The following is an 18,972-nucleotide window of genomic DNA, read 5'->3' as shown; positions in this document are numbered from 1 at the left end:
TGTTACCCCCTCGCCGCCACAGGCGGCGTAAAATCAATAATACGCGCCGCCCCCAGCGGCATGGAAAATCCGATCGTCCCGTTCGCTTCGAGCATGGCGGCGAAGGCGAACAGGTCGGGCTCTCGCCCTGGTCCGCCGATCAGTTGCAGGCCGATCGGCAGCATGCCCGGCCGGTAGAGCGGAACCGCCAGCGACGGCAATGCCGTGAAGGTGATCGGCTGGGTATGAATGCCCAGATCCGCCCGCGCCGGAGACAGCGCGCCATCGATCAGGATGCGCGGATCGGCGATCGGCGGCGCGAAAGTCGGCGTCGCCGGGGCGAGCAGCACGTCGTAATCGGCCACCAGTGCCTCGATCCGGGCGCGGTATTCGGCGCGGAATGCCTGCGCCTCCTCGTAAAGCGCATCGGGCAGCAGGGCACCGGCCAGCAGGCGGTCGCGGACCTGCGGGTCGAAACCCATCGCATTCACCGCCAGCGCCTGGCGGTGAAGCGTGCCGCCCTCATAGGCGGTGATGATGAAGGCGGCAGAGCGCGCGCGAGCAATCTCGGGCAGTTCGATCAGCGGTGCATCGGGGGCGATGGCATCGATGGCGGCAAGCTGCTCGCCTTGCGCGTTCTCGCGGAAACGGCCGCCGAGGCGGGCGATGCGAAACTCGCTGCGGCTTGCGGGCTCGCGCCCTGCGAGTACCTGCCAGACCAGCGCCATATCCTCCACCGAGCGAGTGAAGGGGCCGATGTCGTCGAAGCTCTCGGCGAAGGGGAACACGCCGCCCAGCGGCAGGCCCTCATGCGTGGGCTTCAGGCCATAGAGACCGCACAAACTGGCGGGCACGCGGATCGAGCCGTTGGTGTCCGATCCCAGCGCGAAAGCGAGCAGCCCGGCCGCGACGACCGCAGCCGAGCCGCCCGAGGAACCGCCTGCAAGGCGGGAGGGATCGTGAGGATTGCGGGTCGTGCCGTAAGCCGCGTTGATCGTCGCGAAGCCGTAGGCGAACTCGTCCATGTTGAGAGTGGCGAGGCAGATCGCGCCCGCCGCCTTGAGCCTGGCCACTGCCTCGGCATCGGACCTGGCGGGGGCGGCGTCGACGTAGATCGTGGAGCCTGCCGTGGTCGGCAGCCCTTGGAGGTCGAACAGGTCCTTCACACCATAGAGCACGCCCGCCAGCGGCCCCGGATCGCGCCCGGCAGCCACCATCGCATCGACCGCGTCGGCCTCGGCACGAGCACGGTCGTGCAGGACGCGGGTGACGGCTACATGCTCGTCGGCGACCAGGGCGATCAGCACTTCTTCCACCATGGCGCGGGCGCTGAGCGTCCCGGCGCGCACGGCAGCTGCGGTTTGCGCGATCGACCTCATGCCGGTTCGCCGCGCATCGTGCGGACATGGCGCGCCAGCAGCGCGAGGTTGGCGGCAACGCCGGGCGCGCACTCGGGCAGGATCGGCAAGGCACGCGCGGCAGCCGCGGCGGCGATCTCCGCTTCGCCCTGCGGTACTTCAGGACGGGGGGAATTGGCGGGGTGTTCGGCCATGGTCTCGCGCGGTCGGAAGGGTCAGGAAGGTGCGCCACGTGACCGTCAAAGTCCACGCCCCGCACCCGGGTCCTAACTGCCTTGCCAGACCTGCGCGATCAAACGCAATGATCGGAACAGATCGTTGCAAAAATGAGAGCACCAACCCCATTCCAGTCTCGTCATTGCGAGCGAAGCGAAGCAATCCAGGGCAGCACCAAGCCGCGCTGGATTGCTTCGCTTCGCTCGCAATGACGAAAAAAGGGGGGAAGCGCCCTCCCCCTTCGCCGGTCACACCATCGTGTCGGGCCGCACCACGCGGTCGAACGTCGCTTCGTCCACCAGCCCCAGTTCCAGCGCCGCCTGCTTGAGCGTCTGGCCCTCGGCATGAGCGTGCTTGGCGATCTTGGCGGCGTTGTCGTAGCCGATTTCGGGCGCCAGCGCCGTCACCAGCATCAGCGAGCGGTCGAGCAGTTCGGCGATCCGCGCGCGGTTGGGCTCGATGCCGTCGATGCAGCGCTCGGCGAAGCTGATCATGCCGACCGAGAGCAGGTCGATCGAGCGGATCACCGCCGCCCCGATCAGCGGCTTGAACACGTTCAGCTCGAACGCGCCCTGCAGGCCACCGATGGTCGCGGCCTGATGGTTGCCGATCACCTGCGCGGACACCATCGTCAGCATCTCGCACTGGGTCGGGTTGACCTTGCCCGGCATGATCGAGCTGCCCGGCTCGTTCGCCGGCAGGTCCAGTTCGCCAAGGCCCGAACGCGGGCCCGAGCCCAGCCAGCGCACGTCGTTGGCGATCTTGGTCAGCGCCACCGCCAGCGTCGCCAGCGTAGAGGACAAGTGCACCAGCGGATCGTTGGAAGCGAGCGCCTCGAACTTGTTCTCGGCAGTGCGGAACGGAAGGCCGGTGAGACTCGCCAATTCGGCCGCCACGTCGACGTCGAAGCCCGGCACCGCGTTCAGCCCGGTGCCGACCGCCGTACCGCCCTGCGCCAGCGCGCTCACTTCGCCCGAGACGGCCGGTTCGATGCGGCCGCGCGCAAGGTGAAGCTGCTGGACGTAGCCGGAGAATTCCTGCCCCAGCGTCACTGGCGTCGCGTCCTGCAGGTGCGTGCGGCCGATCTTGACGATGTCCTTCCACGCTTCCGACTTGGCCTGAAGCGAGGAATGGAGCTGCGCCAGCGCGGGGTAGAGCTTGTCGTTCGCCGCGCGCGCCGCCGCCACATGAAGCGCGGTGGGGAAGCTGTCGTTCGAGGACTGGCCCATGTTCACATGGTCGTTGGGATGGACCGGCGACTTGCCGCCGCGCGTACCGGTCAGGATCTCGTTGGCGCGGCCCGCGATCACCTCGTTGACGTTCATGTTGGACTGCGTGCCCGAGCCGGTCTGCCAGATCACCAGCGGGAACTGGTCGTCGAGCTTGCCCGAGACGACTTCCTGCGCGGCGCTCTCTATGGCGTCGGCCACTTTCGCGTCGAGCCCGTGCTTGCGATTCACCCGCGCCGCCGCCTGCTTCACCAGCGCCAGGGCATGGACGATGGCGATCGGCATGCGTTCGGTCTCGCCGAAGGGGAAGTTCTCGATCGAGCGCTGGGTCTGCGCGCCCCAGTAGGCGCTGGCGGGTACGTCGATTTCACCGATGCTGTCGGATTCGCGGCGGGTTTCCATGGCTTCGAGACCTCCTTCGCTCATACAATGTCGTCAGCGGGTTAGATAAGGCACAAGTTCATCATGTCCATCGCTATTGCGACTTAGTTGCATATATTCACATGCAATCTCTGCAAGCCTGCTGCGTCCCACGCGCTTGACTGGCCAGGCAATTTGGCCGACCTCTGCGGTTCCCCCGAATACAGGATACCCCATGACCAAACGCCTTCTCGCCGGCCGCGAAGTCGCCGCCATCGGCCTCGGCTGCATGAACATCGCCTGGGCCTACGGCGAGGCGCCCGACCGCGCGGATGCGGTTTCGCTATTCCGCCATGCCCTGGACGCCGGTTGCGACCATTTCGACACCGCGAATATCTACGGCATGGGCGTCAGCGAGGAGACCCTGCGCGAGGCGATCATGGACCGGCGCGACGAATTCTTCCTCGCCACCAAGACCGGCATCGTGCTCGAAGGCGAGCGTCGCGGCACCGACTGCCGCCCGGAGAGCATCGCCGCCTCGATCGACGCCAGCCTCAAGCGGCTGGGCACCGACCATGTCGACCTGTTCTACATGCACCGGCTCGACCGCGACACGCCTATCGCGGATTCGGTCGGCGCGATGGCGCGGCTGATCGAGGCAGGCAAGATCGGGGCCTACGGCGTCTCCGAATGGTCGAGCGCCCATATCCGCGAGGCCCATGCAGTGCACCCGATGGCGGCGGTGCAGACCGAATATTCGCTCTGGACCCGCAACGTCGAGCTGGGCGTGCTCGACACCACGCGCGAACTCGGCATCGCGCTGGTCGCGTTCTCCCCGGTCGGACGCGGCGCGCTGTGCGGCGAGATCACCGCGCCCGAGCAGCTGGGCGGCAAGGACATCCGCCTGAGCATGCCGCGCTTCTCGGCAGAGCACTGGCCGGCCAACCTCGCGCTGATCGAGCAGCTTGCCGCCCTCGCCGCAGAAGCCGGGGCGACGCCCGCGCAGCTGTCGCTGGCCTGGGTACTGGCGCAGGGCGAGCACCTGCATGCGATCCCCGGCACCCGTTCGATCGCGCACTTCGACCAGAACCACGGGACGATGACGCTGGACATCGCGCCGGAGGTGATCGCGCGCGCCGGAGAGATCATCAACCAGCAGACGGTCAGCGGTCACCGCTACTCGCCGACCATGAATGCCTCGATCGACACCGAGGATTATTGAGGCGGGCGCAGTCTTTCCCGATGGGGCTTCGACAAGCTCAGCCTGAGCGGATTGGAAGGTTTACACCAATTCCGCTCACCCTGAGCTTGTCGAAGGGTCTGCTCACCCCAGCGGCTTCATCTCGCGGATCAGATCGATCAGCAGGCGAAGGCCCCTCGGCACTTGGCGCCGGCTGGAATAATAGATGAAGTAGCCCGGCCCCGGCGAGGCCCACTCCTGCAGCACCGCGCGCAATGAGCCGTCGGCCAGCAGCGGAGCGATGGCCGGTTCCGCCGCGTACATCAGGCCCATGCCGCTCAGGGCCAATGCGCGGCTGACGCTGCCGTTGTCGACGATGATGCCGCCGGGCACCGCCAGCGCGAGGGACTCCTCGCCCCGGTCGAAATCCCAGTTATACATACGCCCATTGCCGAGCCGCAGGCGGATGCACTGGTGGTGCATCAGGTCCTCGGGATGCTGCGGCTCGCCGTGCTTTGCGAAGTAGGCGGGCGCGCCTGCCACCACCCAGCGGAAATCGGGTGAAAGGCGCTGGGCAATCATATCCTCGGGCACGGTGCCGCCGAAGCGGATGCCTGCGTCGAAGCCCGCCTCGATCACGTCCACCATCGTGTTGTCCACGCTGATATCCAGTTCCACGTCGGGGTAGCGCGTGACGAATTCGGGCAGCACCGGCGCCAGCATCCGCATCGCCGCCTCGTCCGGGACGTTGAGGCGCACGCGGCCGGTGGGGGCGTCGCGGTGGAGGTTGAGCAGATCCTCGGCTTCGTGGATCGCGGCGAAGGGGTCGCGGATCGCGGCCTGCAGGTCTTCGCCCGCGGCCGTCAGCGTGACCGAGCGGTTGGTGCGGTTAACGAGCCGGACCTTGAGCCGCTCCTCCAGCCCGCGCAGCGAATGGCTGAGCGCCGAGGCGCTGACGCCCAGTTCGGTCGCTGCCTTGCGGAAGTTGCGGTGCCGCGCGATGGCGAGGAAATACGAAAGGTCGGCAAGATCGGAACGCCGGAAGGGCATTTACGGGTGTGTCCTGAAGATGATGACCCCAGCGTAGGCCGCAAAGCGCGCCGCTTCAATTCCTCCCCGCAAGCGGGGAGGGGGACCACCTGAAAGGTGGTGGAGGGGCACTCTCGGATTACGAGAGGTCACGTTAGCCGCCTGTGCCCCTCCACCATGCTTCGCATGGTCCCCCTCCCCCGTCGGAGGAGGATTCAGACCACTTCGCCCAGCTTGTCGAGGTGCTTGTCCAGCGTGATCGGATAATCGCGCACGCGCACGCCGGTGGCGTTGTAGATCGCGTTCGCCACCGCCGCGCCGACGCCGCACAGGCCCAGTTCGCCCACGCCCTTGGCCTTCATGGGAGAGACCTTGTCGTCCGCCTCGTCGAGGAACACGACCTCCTGATGCGGAATGTCGGCATGGACCGGCACTTCGTACCCGGCGAGGTCGTGGTTGACGAAGAAGCCGAAGCGCTTGTCGACCGCCAGTTCCTCCATCAGCGCGCCGCCCACGCCCATGGTCATCGCCCCGATGACCTGGCTGCGCGCCGCCGTGGGGTTGAGGATGCGCCCCGCCGCGCAGACCGCCAGCATGCGCCGCACGCGCGTCTCGCCGGTGTAGCGATCGACGGCCACCTCGACGAAGTGCGCGCCGAAGGTGGACTGCTGGAACTTCTTGCCTAGATCGCCGAACTCGATCGAGTCTTCCACCACGATCTCGCCGCCCTTGGCCGCAGCAGCAATGTCCGCGACGCGGTTGCCGACATGGACCTGTCCGTTCTCGAACACCGCCTCGCCCGGCCCGAGGCCCAGCTTAGTGACGATCGCCTCGCGCAGCTTGACGCAGGCGGCATAGAGCCCCGCCGTCGAGGAGTTCGCCCCCCACTGCCCGCCCGATCCGGCAGAGACCGGGAACGAGGAATCGCCCAGCTTCACCGTTACCTTGGCGAGCGGCACGCCCATCATCTCGGCCGCGGTCTGCGCCATGATGGTGTAGGTGCCGGTGCCGATGTCGGTCATGTCGGTCTCGACCGTCACCTGCCCCGAAGGGCTGAGGCGAACACGCGCGCCGGACTTCATGTTGAGGTTGTTGCGGAACGCCGCCGCCACGCCCATGCCGATCAGCCAGCGGCCGTCCTGCACTTGGCCCGGAGCCTTGCGCCGCGCCCAGCCGAAGCGCTCGGCGCCCTCCTCCAGACAGCGCACGAGATTGCGCTGCGAGAACGGGCGCTCGGGTTTCTCGGGATCGACCTGGGTATCGTTGATGACGCGCAGTTTCACCGGGTCCATGCCCAGCTTCTCGGCCAGTTCGTCGACGGCGATTTCCAGGGCCATCAGGCCCGGTGCCTCGCCCGGCGCGCGCATGGCGTTGGCTTCGGGCAGGTCGAGAACGGCGAGACGCAGCGCGGTCATGCGGTTGGCGCCCGCGTAGAGCAGCTTGGTCTGCTGCGTGGCGCTTTCCGGGCCGCCGCCTTCGAGATCGCCCGACCAGCTTTCGTGACCGATGGCGGTCAGCTTGCCGTCCTTCGTCGCGCCGAGGCGGATGCGCTGGATCGTCGCGGGCCGGTGCGTGGTGTTGTTGCCCATGAACGGACGCGTCAGCGCGACCTTGACCGGACGCTTGGCCGCCTTCGCGCCGAGCGATGCCATCAGCACGTCCGAACGCAGGAACAGCTTACCGCCGAAGCCGCCGCCGATATAGGGCGCGATCAGGCGCACGTTCTCAGGGGGAATCTGCAGCGTGCGGGCAAGGTCGCCCGCACCCCACGCGACCATTTGGTTGGCGCTCCAGACCGTGAGCTTGTCGCCCTCCCACGCGGCAATGGTGGCATGCGGCTCCATCATCGCGTGGCTCTGGTCGGGCGTGGTGTACATCTGGTCGAGCTGCACCGGCGCGGCGGCGAAGGCTCCCGCGAAGTCGCCCACGGCGGTCGGCGCGTCCGAACCGGTGGCATCGGGCGCATCGACCTTGGCCACGGCGAGGTCGAAGGCGCCGCCGTCACGCGCATAATCGACGTCGATCAGCGCGGCGGCGGAGCGGGCCTGCTCGAAGGTTTCGGCGACGACCACGGCGATGGCCTGGTGGTAGTGCTGGATCTTCGGGCCGCCGAGCAGCATCGCGGTGTTGAAGTTGCCCTTAGCGATCTTGCCCGCGTTGCGGTGCGTGACCACGGCGACCACCCCCGGCGCGCGTTCGGCGCGGGAGGTGTCCATCGAGCGGATCGTGCCCTTCGCCACCGCCGAGCCGACGACGTAGCCGTAAGCCGGTTTCCCCGGCAGTTCCTGATGCTCGTAGGCGTAAGGCGCGTGGCCGGTGACCTTGAGCGGGCCGTCGATGCGCGTGGTGGGCTTGCCGACGACCTTCATGCGGTCGATCGGGTTGGTCCCTGCGGGTTGGTCGAACTTCATGCCTTTGCCTCCGCAAGAACCGCCGCGATGGTGCGCTGGGCGAGGGTCAGCTTGAATGCATTGTCCTCGCGCGGGGTGGCTCCGGCGAAGAGGCGCTCGGCGACGGCCTTCGAGCCCTTGGGCAGCAGGGCGTCGGCTTCCTCGACACGCCACGGCTTCGGCGCGACGCCGCCGAGGGCGACGGCGCCCTTCCCGTCCTTGCCGATCACCGCCGCGACGGAGACGAGCGCGAAGGCGTAAGAGGCACGGTCGCGAACCTTGCGATAGATATGCGTACCGCCCTTGGGCTTGGGGAGCGCGACGGAAATGATCATCTCGCCCTTCTCCAGCGCGGTTTCGACGTGCGGGGTCTGGCCCGGCAGCGTGTGGAAGTCGGCGATGGGGATGGCGCGGGTGGTGCCGTCGGGGCGGATCGTCTCGACCGAGGCATCGAGCACGCGCATCGCCACCGCCATGTCGCTGGGATGCGTGGCGATACAGGCGTCGCTGGTGCCGATCACGCCGAGCGGACGACTGAAACCGCCGATCGCCGCGCAGCCCGAGCCGGGCTTGCGCTTGTTGCAGGGCATGTTGACGTCGTAGAAATACGGGCAGCGGGTGCGCTGGAGCAGGTTGCCCGCCGTCGTCGCCTTGTTGCGCAGCTGGCCCGAAGCGCCCGCAACGAGCGCGCGGGTGAGCACGCCGTAGTCCTTGCGCACGCGCGCGTCGGCGGCGAGGTCGGTGTTGCGGACCAGCGCACCGATGCGCAGGCCTCCGCCTTCTATCGGTTCGATCTTGTCCATGCCGAGGCCGTTGACGTCGATCAGGTGCGTCGGCGTCTCGATCTCCAGCTTCATCAGGTCGAGCAGGTTGGTGCCACCCGCGATGAAGCGCGCGCCCGGCGTCGCGGCGACTTTCGCAGCCGCATCCTGCGCGCTCGTGGCGCGCTCATAGGTGAACGGCCTCATGCCTTCACTCCTGCGACCTGAGCCATGGCTTCGGCAATGTTGGAGTAAGCGCCGCAGCGGCAGATGTTGCCGCTCATGCGCTCGCGCATCTCGGTCGTCGTCATCGGCGAGGGTTTGGAGACGTCGGCCGTGACGTGGCTGGGCACGCCGGCGCGGATTTCCTCCAGTACCGCGACGGCCGAGCAGATCTGGCCCGGGGTGCAGTAGCCGCACTGGTAGCCGTCATGCTCGACGAAGGCGGCCTGCATCGGGTGCAGGTTGTCGGGGCTGCCGAGGCCTTCGATGGTGGTCACCTCGTCGCCCTCGTGCATCACCGCCAGGGTCAGGCACGAGTTGATGCGGCGGCCGTTGACGATGACCGTGCAGGCGCCGCACTGGCCGTGGTCGCAGCCCTTCTTGGTGCCGGTCAGCTTCACATGCTCGCGCAGGGCATCGAGCAGCGTGGTGCGGGTGTCCAGCTCCAGCCGGGTCGCCTTGCCGTTGATCTTGAGGTTGACGGCGGCATGCGGCGGCGCGGCGGTCTGAGCCTGTGCCATCGCCACGTTGCCCGGGCCGAGCGAACCGGCGATCGCCGCGCCCGTCGCACTGGTCTTGAGAACGTCGCGCCGAGAGATCGCTCCGTATCCTTCCGTCATGGGTGATGCTTTCGTTTAAGAGACGACCACGGCAAAACCGCAGCCGGTTCACGCCTTCCTTGCCCAAGGCGCGCCCTATGTGATCATCAACCCACTCTGCCCGGATAAGTTGCCCGGCGCTACGGCTTCACGATTGCATGCGATGTTGAGTAATGTTCATCACTGTGCACAGCATAACTATACACGGCAGGATATAGTACCGTCCCGCATGTCGATGTTGGATTACATCTCTTCTCGTCATTGCGAGCGCAGCGAAGCAATCCAGAGCGGCGCAAGACTGCCCTCGATTGCTTCGCTTCGCTCGCAACGACGATGCAGGCTCTAGGCCGTGGCCACGCGGTCCAGCGGATTTTCGCGGCGGGTGTCGGGCAGCATCAGCGCCGCCACCAGCGACACCACGCAGAACGCGGTGACGTACCAGTAGAAGCCCTGCTCCATCCCGATCTGCTTGAAGGCGAAGGCCACGTTCTCCGCCGTGCCGCCGAACAGCGCGTTGGCGACGCCGTAGGCAAGGCCCACACCCAGCGCGCGGACATGGACGGGGAACAGCTCCGCCTTGAACAGCCCGCTGACGGAGGTGTAGAAACTGCAGATCGTCAGCCCCGCCGCGATCAGCAGGAACGCGGTGACGGGGCTTTTCGTCACCGCCAGCGCGCTGAACAGCGGCACCGTGAACACCACGCCCAGCGCGGCGAAGGCGACGATGTTGTTGCGCCGCCCGATCCGGTCGGAGAGCAGGCCCATCAGCGGCTGCTGGATCATGAACACGATCAGCACCGCCGTCATCATCAGCGTCGCCGTCTCCTTGGCCATGCCTACCGTCAGGACGAGGAACTTCTGCATATAGGTGGTGAAGGAATAGAACATCAGGCTGCCGCCCGCCGTCAGCGCCGCAACGATCAGGAAGGCGCGGGTCGAGTGGCGGAATAGTTCCGCAAGGCTTCCAGCCTCGGCGCCCTCGCGGTCCTTGGCGTCGGCGGTTTCGTGCATGTGGTCGCGCAGCAGCACGATGCATCCGGCGGCGACGGCCCCGATCAGGAAGCCGATGCGCCAGCCCCAGGCCTTCATCCCGGCGTCGCCCAAGAGCTGCTGCAGCACCAGGATCACCAGCGTCGCGGTCAGCTGCCCGCCGATCAGCGTGACGTACTGGAACGAGGACCAGAACCCGCGTCGCTTCGGCCCGGCGATCTCGGAGAGATACGTAGCCGCCGTGCCGTACTGCCCGCCGGTCGAGAAGCCCTGCAGCATGCGTCCCACCAGCAGCAGCGCCGGGGCCGCGACGCCGATCGTCGTGTATGTCGGCAGCGCAGCAATCAGCAGCGCCCCCGCACCCATCATCAGCACCGAGACGACCATCGCCTTCTGCCGCCCGTGCCGGTCGGCATAGCGCCCGAAGAACCATCCGCCGATCGGCCGCATCAGGAAGCCCACCGCGAAGATGCCGCTGGTCGCCATGACCTGCACCAGCGCGTCGCTCTTGGGGAAGAACTCCGAGGAGAAATAGAGCGCGGTGAAGGCGTAGACGTAGAAGTCGTACCACTCGATCAGATTGCCCGCAGAGCCCGCGACGATGGCCTTGAGGCGCATCCTGTCCGTCAGTTGCGGCGCTTCGGGGGTGGGTTCGATCGTGAGGGGGTGCGACATCCAAAACCTTTCATCATCCAGAACCGCTGGCAGGTTGTACCGAGGGGGCTTCGCCAAGCTCAGCCTGAGCGGAATTGGGAATTTACACTACCCCCGCTCACCCTGAGCCTGTCGAAGGGTCAGGCACAATTTGTCGAAGCCCCATCAGATCGGCAACGCCGTCGTCGCCTTGATCTCCGACAGCGCGACCGTCGAGGTAATTTCCTGAACGCCGGGAAGCTGGGACAGCTTCTCGAAGAAGAAGCGCTCATAGGCGCTGATGTCCTCGGCGACCACCCGGATCATGAAATCGACCGAGCCCAGCAGCACGTAGCAGTCCAGAACCTCTGGATATTCGCGGATCTTGGCGGCGAATTCGTCGAGGTTGGCGCGGCCGTGGGCGTTCAGCTTCACCTGCACGAAGACATGCGCGTTGAGGCCCACCTTGTGCCGGTCGACGATCGCCACGCGGCGCTGGATGAAGCCCTCGCGCTCCAGCCGGTCGATCCGCCGCCAGCAGGGCGAGGGGGACAGGCCCACCCGCTCGGCGATCTGCGCCGTGGTCTGATTCGCGTCGCGCTGCAGTTCGCGGAGAATTTTTCGCTCATATGGATCAAGCTCGGTCATTTTCACCGAATATCACGGCACACCCGACTTCGTCGCGTCGAATTTTCCGTAAAGCACTCCAAATGAGGTCAGAACGCTCTCGCCCGCAGCGGCATAATGCAGGGGCTAACACCACTCCCGCATGGAGCCTTGACGATGGTTGCCCAGACCCGGCGCATGATGCCGCCGATCGAATATGTCCGCCTGTCCGACGAAGCCGCCGGTCTTGACGGCATTATCGCCATTCACTCCACCGCGCGCGGGCCTGCGGCGGGCGGCTGCCGCCTGTGGACATACGACGACCCCGAAGCCGCCATGCGCGACGCCTTCCGGCTGGCCGAGGGCATGAGCTACAAGAACGCCATGGCCCACCTGCCGCTCGGCGGCGGCAAGGCCGTGCTACGCCGCCCCGCCGGTGACTTCGACCGCCGCGCGTTGTTCGAGGCATTCGGCGAGGCGGTCGAGAAGCTCGATGGCCGCTACGTCACCGCCGAGGACGTCGGCACCGGCGTCGCCGACATGGAGTGCGTGGCCCGCCATACCCGCCATGTCGCCGGACGCACCGCGCTGCCGGGTCTGGCCGGCGGCGATCCCTCGCCCTGGACGGCGCTCGGCGTGTTCGAGGCGATGAAGGCGGCGGTCGAGTTCCGCTACGGAAGCGGCCTTGCGGGCGTGACGGTGGCGATCTCCGGCGTCGGCAATGTCGGCGCGGGGCTGGCGCGGCTGCTCCACGGCGCGGGCGCGAAGCTGGTGGTTGCCGACATCGACCCGCTGCGCTGCGCGCGTCTCGCCGAGGAAACCGGCGCGCGGATCATGGGGATCGCGGGCATCGCCGCCGTGGAGGCCGAAGTCTTCGCGCCCTGCGCGCTGGGCGGTGCGCTAGATGACGCGACGGTCGAGGCATTGCACGCAAAGGTCGTGTGCGGTGCGGCCAACAACCAGCTTGCCGCGCCGCATGTCGCGGACCTGCTGATGGAGCGCGGCATTGCCTATGCCCCGGACTACGTCGCCAACGCGGGTGGCATCATCAACGTCGCGGCCGAATACCTCGGCGAGAGCGAAAGCGAAGTGCGCGGCCGGGTCATGGCGATCGGTCCGCGCATGCGCGAACTGCTGGACACCGCCGCCAGCGACGGTCTGCCGCCGCCGGTCGTGGCCGATCGCATGGCCGAGGAACTGATGCGGCCGGAGACGGTGGCGGCTTAATAGAGGCCCACCCCTGCCCCCTCCCGCAAGCGGGAGGGGAATGAGAGGTCACTCTCGTTTACACGTCTTCATTCCCGCGAAGGCGGGAACCCAACTGATGACAGAGCCTGTTGCACCGGCATCAGATGGGTCCCCGCCTTCGCGGGGATGACGGATTTTAGAACGAGGGGGTGGGCAACCCCCACCCCTCCCCCATCAGAACGCCGCGTCTTCCAGCGCCATCATCGAGGCCTTGCCCGCCTTGATCGCCAGGAACGCTGCCGTCGTCTGCGGCAGGATGCGGTCGAAGTAGAACTGCGCCGTCGCCAGCTTCGCCTTGTAAAAGCCCGCGTCCTCGCTGCCTTCGCCCAGCCTGTCCCGCGCGATCATCGCCGACTTCGCGAAGCAGTAGGCCATCGCCACCAGCCCCATCAGCCGCAGGTAATCAGTCGCCGCAGCGCCTGCTTCCTCGGGATCCTTCATGCCCTTCTGCGCGATGGTGCCGGTGGAAAGCTGCAGCGCACCGAACGCCTTCTCCAGCGCGGCGATCATCGGACCGAACTGCGCGTCCGCCTTGTTCGCCTCGACGAAAGCCGACACCGGATGGAAGAAGCTGCGCAGATAGCGCCCCATGTGCGCGGGCATCTTGCGGCCCACCAGATCGAGCGCCTGGATGCCGTTGGTGCCCTCGTAGATCATCGCGATGCGCGCATCGCGGGCGTACTGCTCCACGCCGCTCTCGGCGATGTAGCCGTGACCGCCATAGACCTGCACCGCCAGATTGGCGCTTTCGTGGCCGAGGTCGGTGAACAGCGCCTTCACCACCGGGGTCATCAGCGCGATGAAGTCCTCGGCGTTCTGCTTCACCGCCGGGTCGGTGGCGTGCTTCTCGGCATCGAGCGCGCGGCTGACCCAGCCGCCCAGCGCACGGCAGCCTTCGTTGTAGGCGCGCATCGTCATCAGCATGCGGCGCACGTCGGGGTGGACGATGATCGGATCGGCCGGGCCGTTCGGGTTCTTGACGCCTGAGAGCGATCGGCCCTGCAGGCGGTCCTTCGCGTAGTAGACCGCCGACTGATAGGCCGCCTCGCCGACGCCAAGGCCCTGCACGCCCACCGAGACGCGCTCGGTGTTCATCATCTTGAACATGGCCTCCATGCCCTTGCCCGGCTTGCCGACGATCCAGCCGGTGCTCTCGTCGAAGTTGAGCTGGCAGGTGGCCGAGGCCTTGAGCCCCATCTTGTGCTCGATCGCCGCGACCGAGACCCCGTTCGACGGACCGGGGGTGCCGTCGTCCTTCGGCAGGTACTTGGGCACGAGGAACAGACTGATCCCCTTCACGCCCTCTGCCGCATCGGGCAGCCGCGCGAGGACGAGGTGGACGATGTTGGGCGTCAGGTCATGCTCGCCCGCCGAGATGAAGATCTTGGCGCCGGTCAGCTTGTAGGACCCATCCTCCTGCGGCACGGCTTTCGTGCGCAGCATTCCAAGGTCGGTGCCGCAGTGCGGCTCGGTAAGGCACATCGTGCCCGACCATTCGCCCGAGACCATCTTCGGCAGGTAGAACTGCTTCAGATCCTCGCTGGCGTAAGCCTCGATCGCAGTGGTGCCGCCGTGCGTCAGGCCGGGGTAGAGGCTGAACGAGAGGTTGGCCGAGCAGATCATCTCCTCGGTCATCTTGTTCACCGCCTCGGGCAGGCCCTGCCCGCCCCACTCGGGATCGGACGCGAGCGCGCACCAGCCGCCGTCGCGGAACATCTCGTAGGCTTCCTTGAAGCCCTTGGGGGTGCGGACCACGCCGTTTTCCAGCACGCAGCCCTCGATGTCGCCCGAGCGGTTGAGCGGCAGCAGAACTTCCTGCGCCACTTTGGCCGCCTCTTCGAGCACGGCGTCGACGAGGTCGGGGCTGAATTCCTCCAGCGCCTCCAGATTGCCGAAGCCGTCGTCCTGATGGAGTTCGTGGATCACGAACCGCATGTCGCGCAGGGGCGCCTCATAGACTTGCATGTGTCACTCTCCTCGGGCGGCGCGGTGGCCGCCCTGTTATCTTAATTGCGCAGCGGCTTGCCGGTTTCGAGCATGTGCTCCACCCGGGCGATCGAACGCGGGCTGCGCACCAGCCGCATGAACGCCTCGCGCTCCAGCTTGAGCAGTTCCTGTTCGCTCACCACATCGACCAGATCGGCCTCGCCGCCGGTCAGCACCGTCGCCAGCGCGTCGGAGACGACCATGTCGTAGTCGGTGGCCTTGCCCTGCTTGCGGAAGCCCTCGGCCGCCATCGACAGCGCGGTGCGGCCACTCTCGCCGGGCAGACGGAAGTGCGGGGCCTCGCGCGGCTTGTAGCCATCGACCAGCGACAGTGCCTTCTGCTTGGCGTCGTAGAGCAGGCGGTCGCGGTTCATGGTGATCGCATCGTCCGCGCGCAGGAACAGCATCTCCTTCGCCTGCGCGGCCGACTTCGATACCGAGGCGGTGGACACCGTCTCGAACACCTTGGCGACAGCGGGCATCGGCCCCTTGGGCATCATCGGATTGCTCTGCCAGCGGTCGAGCAGTTCGCCATTGCCGCCCCAGCCCGGGACAAGGCCGACACCGCATTCGACGAGGCCCATGTACAGCTCGGCATGGGCCTGGATCGCGTCGCAGTGGAGCAGGATCTCGCACCCGCCGCCCAGCGCCATGCCCGCCGGCGCGCCGACCACCGGGAACGGCGCGTACTTGAGGCCCTTGTACGCCATCTGCCCACCGGCGACGAGCTTCTCGATCTCGCTCCACGCGGCGATATTCACCGCGAAGATCGCGAGGCCGAGGTTGGCCCCCGCCGAGAAGTTGTCGGCGTCGGTGTAGACAACCAGGGCCTTGTACTTCGAAGCCACCAGCGGGATCGCCTCGACGATCAGCTTCATGACCTCGCCGTCGAGCGCGTTCATCTTGCCGGTGAATTCGAGGGCGGTGACACCGTCGCCGATGTCCCACAGCGCGGCGGACGCATTCTTAAGCAGCGGTTTGCCTGCCAGCTTCACGTCGGCGAGGCTGATGACGCCTTGGGGGCGTTTAATGTCCCCGTAGGTGCCGTTGAGTGCCAGTGCCTGTCGCACCCCGTTTTCGATGCGATAGAACGGCCTGTCGCCCGCGACCTTCAAGATTTCAGGGACCGGTTTTCCTTCGGATTCAAGGCGCTGTGCCAGCCAGGCGGCGCCCAGCTTGTCGATCATCTCGAACGGCCCGGCCTTCCAGTTGTAGCCGAGCTTCATCGCATCGTCGATCGCAACCACATCGTCCGCCGCTGAGGGAACCAGCGAGGCCGCATAAGCCAGCGTCCCGCCCAGAACCGCCCAGGCGTACTCGCCGATCGGCCCCTTGGTCTCGACCAGCGCGCGCAGGTCGCCGCGGCCCGCCTTGCCCAAGGGACCGGCGGCGCGGATGGTCTCGCGGTATTCGCCGGTCGCAAGGTCGATGGTCTCCTTGCGGCGGCCCATCTCCTTGTTAAGGCGGTAGAATCCGCCCTTTCCCTTGCGTCCGGTATAGCCGTCGGCGATCATCTTTTCGATAAGCGGATGGCTGCGCGCGATGGCGTGGTAGGGGTCGTCCTTGGGCAGCGTCGAGGTCAGGCTGGCCTGCAAATGCGGCATCAGGTCGATTCCGACGAGATCGACGAGGCCGAAAATCCCGGTCTTGGGCACGCCCATGGGCTTACCCGCGACGGCATCGGCCAGTTCGACGCTCAAGCCTTGGTCGAAGGCCGCGTTGAGGCCCAGCTGAATCCAGTAAGTGCCTATGCGATTGGCAATAAATCCCGGCGTGTCCTTGGCCTTCACCACCGTCTTGCCCATCGCCACGTCAGCGAATTGCTCGACCTTGGCGGCGACACCGGCATCGGTATCCGGCCCGGTCACGATCTCCAGCAGCCGCATGTAGCGCGGCGGGTTGAAGAAGTGGGTGATGAGGAAGTCGCGCCTGAACGCCTCGGAACGGCCATCGACCAGCTGCGCCAGCGGGATCGTCGAGGTGTTGGACGACACCGCCGTCCCCTCGCGCTTCACCGCCTCAAGCCTGGCATAAAGGCCCTGCTTGATGTCGAGACGCTCGATGACGGCCTCGATCACCCAGTCGCATTCGGCAATCTTTTCAAGGTGATCCTCGATGTTGCCGGTCTCGACGAGCTTGGCGGCGGCCTTGCTCATGAACGGCGCGGGCTCGGTCTTGAGCATCTTCGCCACCGCGCCTTCGGCCACGGCATTGCGGTTCGCGCCATCCTTCGGGACGATGTCGAGCAGCAGCACCGGCACGCCCGCGTTGGCGACCTGCGCGGCGATCCCGGCACCCATAGTGCCCGCGCCGATGACGCAGACTTTCTTGATGGTGCCGCTCATTCCACCGCCTCCAGAACGGTGGCGATACCCTGACCGCCGCCGATGCACTGGCTGGCGAGCGCGTACTTGCCGCCCTCGCGCTTGAGCAGCGATGCCGCCTTGCCGACGATGCGCGCACCGGTCGCGCCAAGCGGGTGGCCGATGGCGATGGCGCCGCCGTCGATGTTCACCTTGGCGGTGTCGAGGTTCAGGTCCTTGATGCAGGCAAGTGCCTGGGACGCAAAGGCTTCGTTGAGTTCCACGACGTCGAGGTCACTGGCGGAAATCCCCGCGCGCTCCAGCGCCTTCTGGCTCGAGAGGATCGGGCCGAGGCCCATCGTCTCGGGTGCGCAGCCGGAGATCGCGACCGACTTGATGCGGGCGAGGATCGGCAAGCCGTGGGCGCGCGCGTATTCCTCGGTGGTCACCAGCACCGCGCTGGCGCCGTCGGTCAGCGGCGAGGACGTGCCCGCCGTCACCGAACCGTTGGCATCGAACGCGGGCTTGAGGCCAGCAAGAGCTTCGGCGGTGGTTTCGGGACGGATCGTACCATCTTCGCTGACGGTGCCGCCCTTGGTTTCGATGGGGACAATCTCGTCGGCCAGCTTGCCGGCTTCGCGCGCGGCGGCGGCCTTCTTCTGGCTCTCGACGGCGAGCGCTTCCTGTTCGCCGCGCGAAATCTGATACTGGGTGGCGACGTTTTCGGCCGTCTCGCCCATGCCGATGTAAGCGGCGGTCGACTTGGCCAGCGCCGGGTTCGGCAGCGGATTGAAGCCGCTCATCGGCACCCGGCTCATCGATTCGATACCGGCGCAGATGAACACCTCGCCAGCCCCTACGGCGATCTGACCCATGGCGATGTGAATCGCGCTCATCGAGGAGCCGCAGAAACGGTTCACCGTCATCCCGCCGACCGACTGCGGCAGTCCCGCAATCTGACCGATCAGGCGCGCGACGTTAAGCCCCTGCTCTCCCTCGGGAAAAGCACAACCGACGATAATGTCCTCGATATCGGCGGGCTCCACGCCGGTCTTGGAAATCAGCCCCCGGATCACCTGCGCGGCGAGGTCGTCGGGGCGGACGCGGGCGAGTGCGCCCTTGTTGGCCAGGTGAAACGGCGAACGGGCGTAGCCCGCGATCACGACGCTTTGCATGCATTCCTCTCCATGGGCGGACCCGGCCGGCTTGAGTGCCGAATCCATAGCGATCCTCGTTCTCCCGAACGTCTTCCCTTAAGGTGCGAATCTTTCCCTATACGTCAAGCAAATTTTGGGATATGCCGAGTCCATCCGGTCGGGATCGGTCGTCACCTGCGAAGTCAGGGGCACGGTTCCAGCTTAGAAATCCGGGCGAGAGAGATGGAGAGGTCGCAAATGCACTTCCTTAAACTGACAACGCTGGCGTTGGGTTCCAGCGCCGCCATCGTCACCGCATCGCCGGTGCTGGCGGCGGATGCGGGCGCGCTGGCCGGCTCGTGGCGCACGCCTGCCAAGCATGGCGTGGTCGAGATCGAACGCTGCGGCGGTTCGATCTGCGGCAAGCTGGTGTCTTCCGAGAACATCCTGAAGAACCCGGAACTCAAGGACATCAACAACAAGGACGCGTCCAAGCGCGACCGCCGCCTCAAGGGACTTCAGATCCTCGGCGGCTTCAAGCAAGACGGCAACGCCTGGTCGGGCGGGACGATCTACAACCCGGAAGACGGCGGCACCTACAAGGCCACGATCACCCCGGCGGGCGCGGACACCCTCAAGCTCAAGGGCTGCATCGTCTGGCCGCTATGCAAAACCCAGACATGGACGCGGATCAAGTAGCCCGCACGGCAGTTAAGTAGCTGCCAAAAAGCAATTACCTAGGGAGAG

General features: G+C 66.5%; 15 protein-coding genes. 3 read left to right on the top strand and 12 right to left on the bottom strand.

Annotation, left to right across the window (positions count from 1 at the left end):
• Positions 1-2: 2 nt before the first annotated feature.
• The 3 genes from HWN72_RS04070 to fumC form a co-directional block, all read right to left on the bottom strand.
• Positions 3-1,358, bottom strand: a complete 1,356-nt coding sequence (locus HWN72_RS04070; RefSeq protein ID WP_211149929.1) for an AtzE family amidohydrolase — start codon at positions 1,356-1,358, stop codon at positions 3-5.
• A complete protein-coding gene (locus HWN72_RS04065; RefSeq protein ID WP_155986136.1) occupies positions 1,355-1,531 on the bottom strand; it encodes a hypothetical protein in 177 nt (58 codons plus the stop codon). The genes HWN72_RS04070 and HWN72_RS04065 overlap by 4 nt, the downstream gene beginning before the upstream one ends.
• A gap of 270 nt (positions 1,532-1,801) precedes the next feature.
• Entirely contained in the window at positions 1,802-3,184 is a 1,383-nt protein-coding gene (gene fumC, locus HWN72_RS04060) for a class II fumarate hydratase (protein ID WP_211149928.1), read from the bottom strand.
• Positions 3,185-3,377: 193 nt separating this feature from the next.
• Here fumC and HWN72_RS04055 point away from each other — a divergent pair, with 193 nt between their 5' ends.
• A complete protein-coding gene (locus HWN72_RS04055) occupies positions 3,378-4,364 on the top strand; it encodes an aldo/keto reductase (RefSeq protein WP_211149927.1) in 987 nt (328 codons plus the stop codon).
• A gap of 102 nt (positions 4,365-4,466) precedes the next feature.
• Here HWN72_RS04055 and HWN72_RS04050 read toward each other — a convergent pair whose 3' ends face one another.
• The 6 genes from HWN72_RS04050 to HWN72_RS04025 form a co-directional block, all read right to left on the bottom strand.
• Positions 4,467-5,372, bottom strand: a complete 906-nt coding sequence (locus HWN72_RS04050) for a LysR family transcriptional regulator (protein WP_211149926.1) — start codon at positions 5,370-5,372, stop codon at positions 4,467-4,469.
• Positions 5,373-5,566: 194 nt separating this feature from the next.
• Positions 5,567-7,762, bottom strand: coding sequence for an aldehyde oxidoreductase molybdenum-binding subunit PaoC (paoC, locus tag HWN72_RS04045; protein WP_211149925.1), 2,196 nt, complete (start codon positions 7,760-7,762; stop codon positions 5,567-5,569).
• Positions 7,759-8,709: a xanthine dehydrogenase family protein subunit M gene (locus HWN72_RS04040; RefSeq protein ID WP_211149924.1), complete on the bottom strand. Its 951-nt coding sequence runs from the start codon at positions 8,707-8,709 to the stop codon at positions 7,759-7,761. The genes paoC and HWN72_RS04040 overlap by 4 nt, the downstream gene beginning before the upstream one ends.
• On the bottom strand, positions 8,706-9,344 hold the full coding sequence (gene paoA / locus HWN72_RS04035; protein ID WP_211149923.1) for an aldehyde dehydrogenase iron-sulfur subunit PaoA: 639 nt from the start codon (positions 9,342-9,344) through the stop codon (positions 8,706-8,708). Before paoA ends, HWN72_RS04040 begins: the two co-directional genes overlap by 4 nt.
• A gap of 321 nt (positions 9,345-9,665) precedes the next feature.
• The gene (locus HWN72_RS04030; RefSeq protein WP_211149922.1) at positions 9,666-10,988 is read right to left on the bottom strand and encodes an MFS transporter; all 1,323 of its coding nucleotides are present in this window, start codon (positions 10,986-10,988) and stop codon (positions 9,666-9,668) included.
• A 144-nt stretch (positions 10,989-11,132) separates the two neighbouring features.
• Entirely contained in the window at positions 11,133-11,594 is a 462-nt protein-coding gene (locus HWN72_RS04025) for an Lrp/AsnC family transcriptional regulator (RefSeq protein WP_036522468.1), read from the bottom strand.
• A 135-nt stretch (positions 11,595-11,729) separates the two neighbouring features.
• Between HWN72_RS04025 and HWN72_RS04020 the strand changes: the two genes are divergently transcribed.
• Positions 11,730-12,779 carry a Glu/Leu/Phe/Val dehydrogenase dimerization domain-containing protein gene (locus tag HWN72_RS04020; RefSeq protein WP_008832263.1) on the top strand — a complete coding sequence of 350 codons (1,050 nt, stop codon included), beginning with the start codon at positions 11,730-11,732 and terminating at the stop codon, positions 12,777-12,779.
• 195 nt (positions 12,780-12,974) lie between these two features.
• Here HWN72_RS04020 and HWN72_RS04015 read toward each other — a convergent pair whose 3' ends face one another.
• The 3 genes from HWN72_RS04015 to HWN72_RS04005 are packed head-to-tail and all read right to left on the bottom strand — an operon-like array spanning position 12,975 to position 18,264.
• Positions 12,975-14,765 (bottom strand): acyl-CoA dehydrogenase C-terminal domain-containing protein, encoded by a 1,791-nt coding sequence (locus HWN72_RS04015; RefSeq protein WP_211149921.1) that lies wholly within the window; start codon positions 14,763-14,765, stop codon positions 12,975-12,977.
• Between the two features lie 41 nt (positions 14,766-14,806).
• On the bottom strand, positions 14,807-17,131 hold the full coding sequence (locus tag HWN72_RS04010) for a 3-hydroxyacyl-CoA dehydrogenase/enoyl-CoA hydratase family protein (protein ID WP_211149920.1): 2,325 nt from the start codon (positions 17,129-17,131) through the stop codon (positions 14,807-14,809).
• Entirely contained in the window at positions 17,128-18,264 is a 1,137-nt protein-coding gene (locus HWN72_RS04005; protein WP_008832266.1) for a thiolase family protein, read from the bottom strand. The genes HWN72_RS04010 and HWN72_RS04005 overlap by 4 nt, the downstream gene beginning before the upstream one ends.
• Before the next feature lie 219 nt (positions 18,265-18,483).
• Between HWN72_RS04005 and HWN72_RS04000 the strand changes: the two genes are divergently transcribed.
• Entirely contained in the window at positions 18,484-18,924 is a 441-nt protein-coding gene (locus HWN72_RS04000) for a DUF2147 domain-containing protein (RefSeq protein WP_211149919.1), read from the top strand.
• Positions 18,925-18,972 lie beyond the last annotated feature (48 nt).

This window comes from Novosphingobium sp. HR1a (genome assembly GCF_015594425.1).
In the GTDB taxonomy this organism is placed as follows: domain Bacteria; phylum Pseudomonadota; class Alphaproteobacteria; order Sphingomonadales; family Sphingomonadaceae; genus Novosphingobium; species Novosphingobium resinovorum_A.
This window is presented reverse-complemented; position numbering and strand designations above follow the sequence as displayed.

What these genes read in the sequence shown, in the direction of transcription:
- HWN72_RS04010 (WP_211149920.1), bottom strand. Translation starts at nt 17,131, where the DNA reads ATGAGCGGCACCATCAAGAAAGTCTGCGTCATCGGCGCGGGCACTATG.
- HWN72_RS04005 (WP_008832266.1), bottom strand. Translation starts at nt 18,264, where the DNA reads ATGCAAAGCGTCGTGATCGCGGGCTACGCCCGTTCGCCGTTTCACCTG.
- paoC (WP_211149925.1), bottom strand. Translation starts at nt 7,762, where the DNA reads ATGAAGTTCGACCAACCCGCAGGGACCAACCCGATCGACCGCATGAAG.
- HWN72_RS04070 (WP_211149929.1), bottom strand. Translation starts at nt 1,358, where the DNA reads ATGAGGTCGATCGCGCAAACCGCAGCTGCCGTGCGCGCCGGGACGCTC.
- fumC (WP_211149928.1), bottom strand. Translation starts at nt 3,184, where the DNA reads ATGGAAACCCGCCGCGAATCCGACAGCATCGGTGAAATCGACGTACCC.
- HWN72_RS04020 (WP_008832263.1), top strand. Translation starts at nt 11,730, where the DNA reads ATGGTTGCCCAGACCCGGCGCATGATGCCGCCGATCGAATATGTCCGC.
- HWN72_RS04025 (WP_036522468.1), bottom strand. Translation starts at nt 11,594, where the DNA reads ATGACCGAGCTTGATCCATATGAGCGAAAAATTCTCCGCGAACTGCAG.
- HWN72_RS04040 (WP_211149924.1), bottom strand. Translation starts at nt 8,709, where the DNA reads ATGAGGCCGTTCACCTATGAGCGCGCCACGAGCGCGCAGGATGCGGCT.
- HWN72_RS04000 (WP_211149919.1), top strand. Translation starts at nt 18,484, where the DNA reads ATGCACTTCCTTAAACTGACAACGCTGGCGTTGGGTTCCAGCGCCGCC.
- HWN72_RS04015 (WP_211149921.1), bottom strand. Translation starts at nt 14,765, where the DNA reads ATGCAAGTCTATGAGGCGCCCCTGCGCGACATGCGGTTCGTGATCCAC.
- HWN72_RS04065 (WP_155986136.1), bottom strand. Translation starts at nt 1,531, where the DNA reads ATGGCCGAACACCCCGCCAATTCCCCCCGTCCTGAAGTACCGCAGGGC.
- HWN72_RS04050 (WP_211149926.1), bottom strand. Translation starts at nt 5,372, where the DNA reads ATGCCCTTCCGGCGTTCCGATCTTGCCGACCTTTCGTATTTCCTCGCC.
- HWN72_RS04030 (WP_211149922.1), bottom strand. Translation starts at nt 10,988, where the DNA reads ATGTCGCACCCCCTCACGATCGAACCCACCCCCGAAGCGCCGCAACTG.
- paoA (WP_211149923.1), bottom strand. Translation starts at nt 9,344, where the DNA reads ATGACGGAAGGATACGGAGCGATCTCTCGGCGCGACGTTCTCAAGACC.
- HWN72_RS04055 (WP_211149927.1), top strand. Translation starts at nt 3,378, where the DNA reads ATGACCAAACGCCTTCTCGCCGGCCGCGAAGTCGCCGCCATCGGCCTC.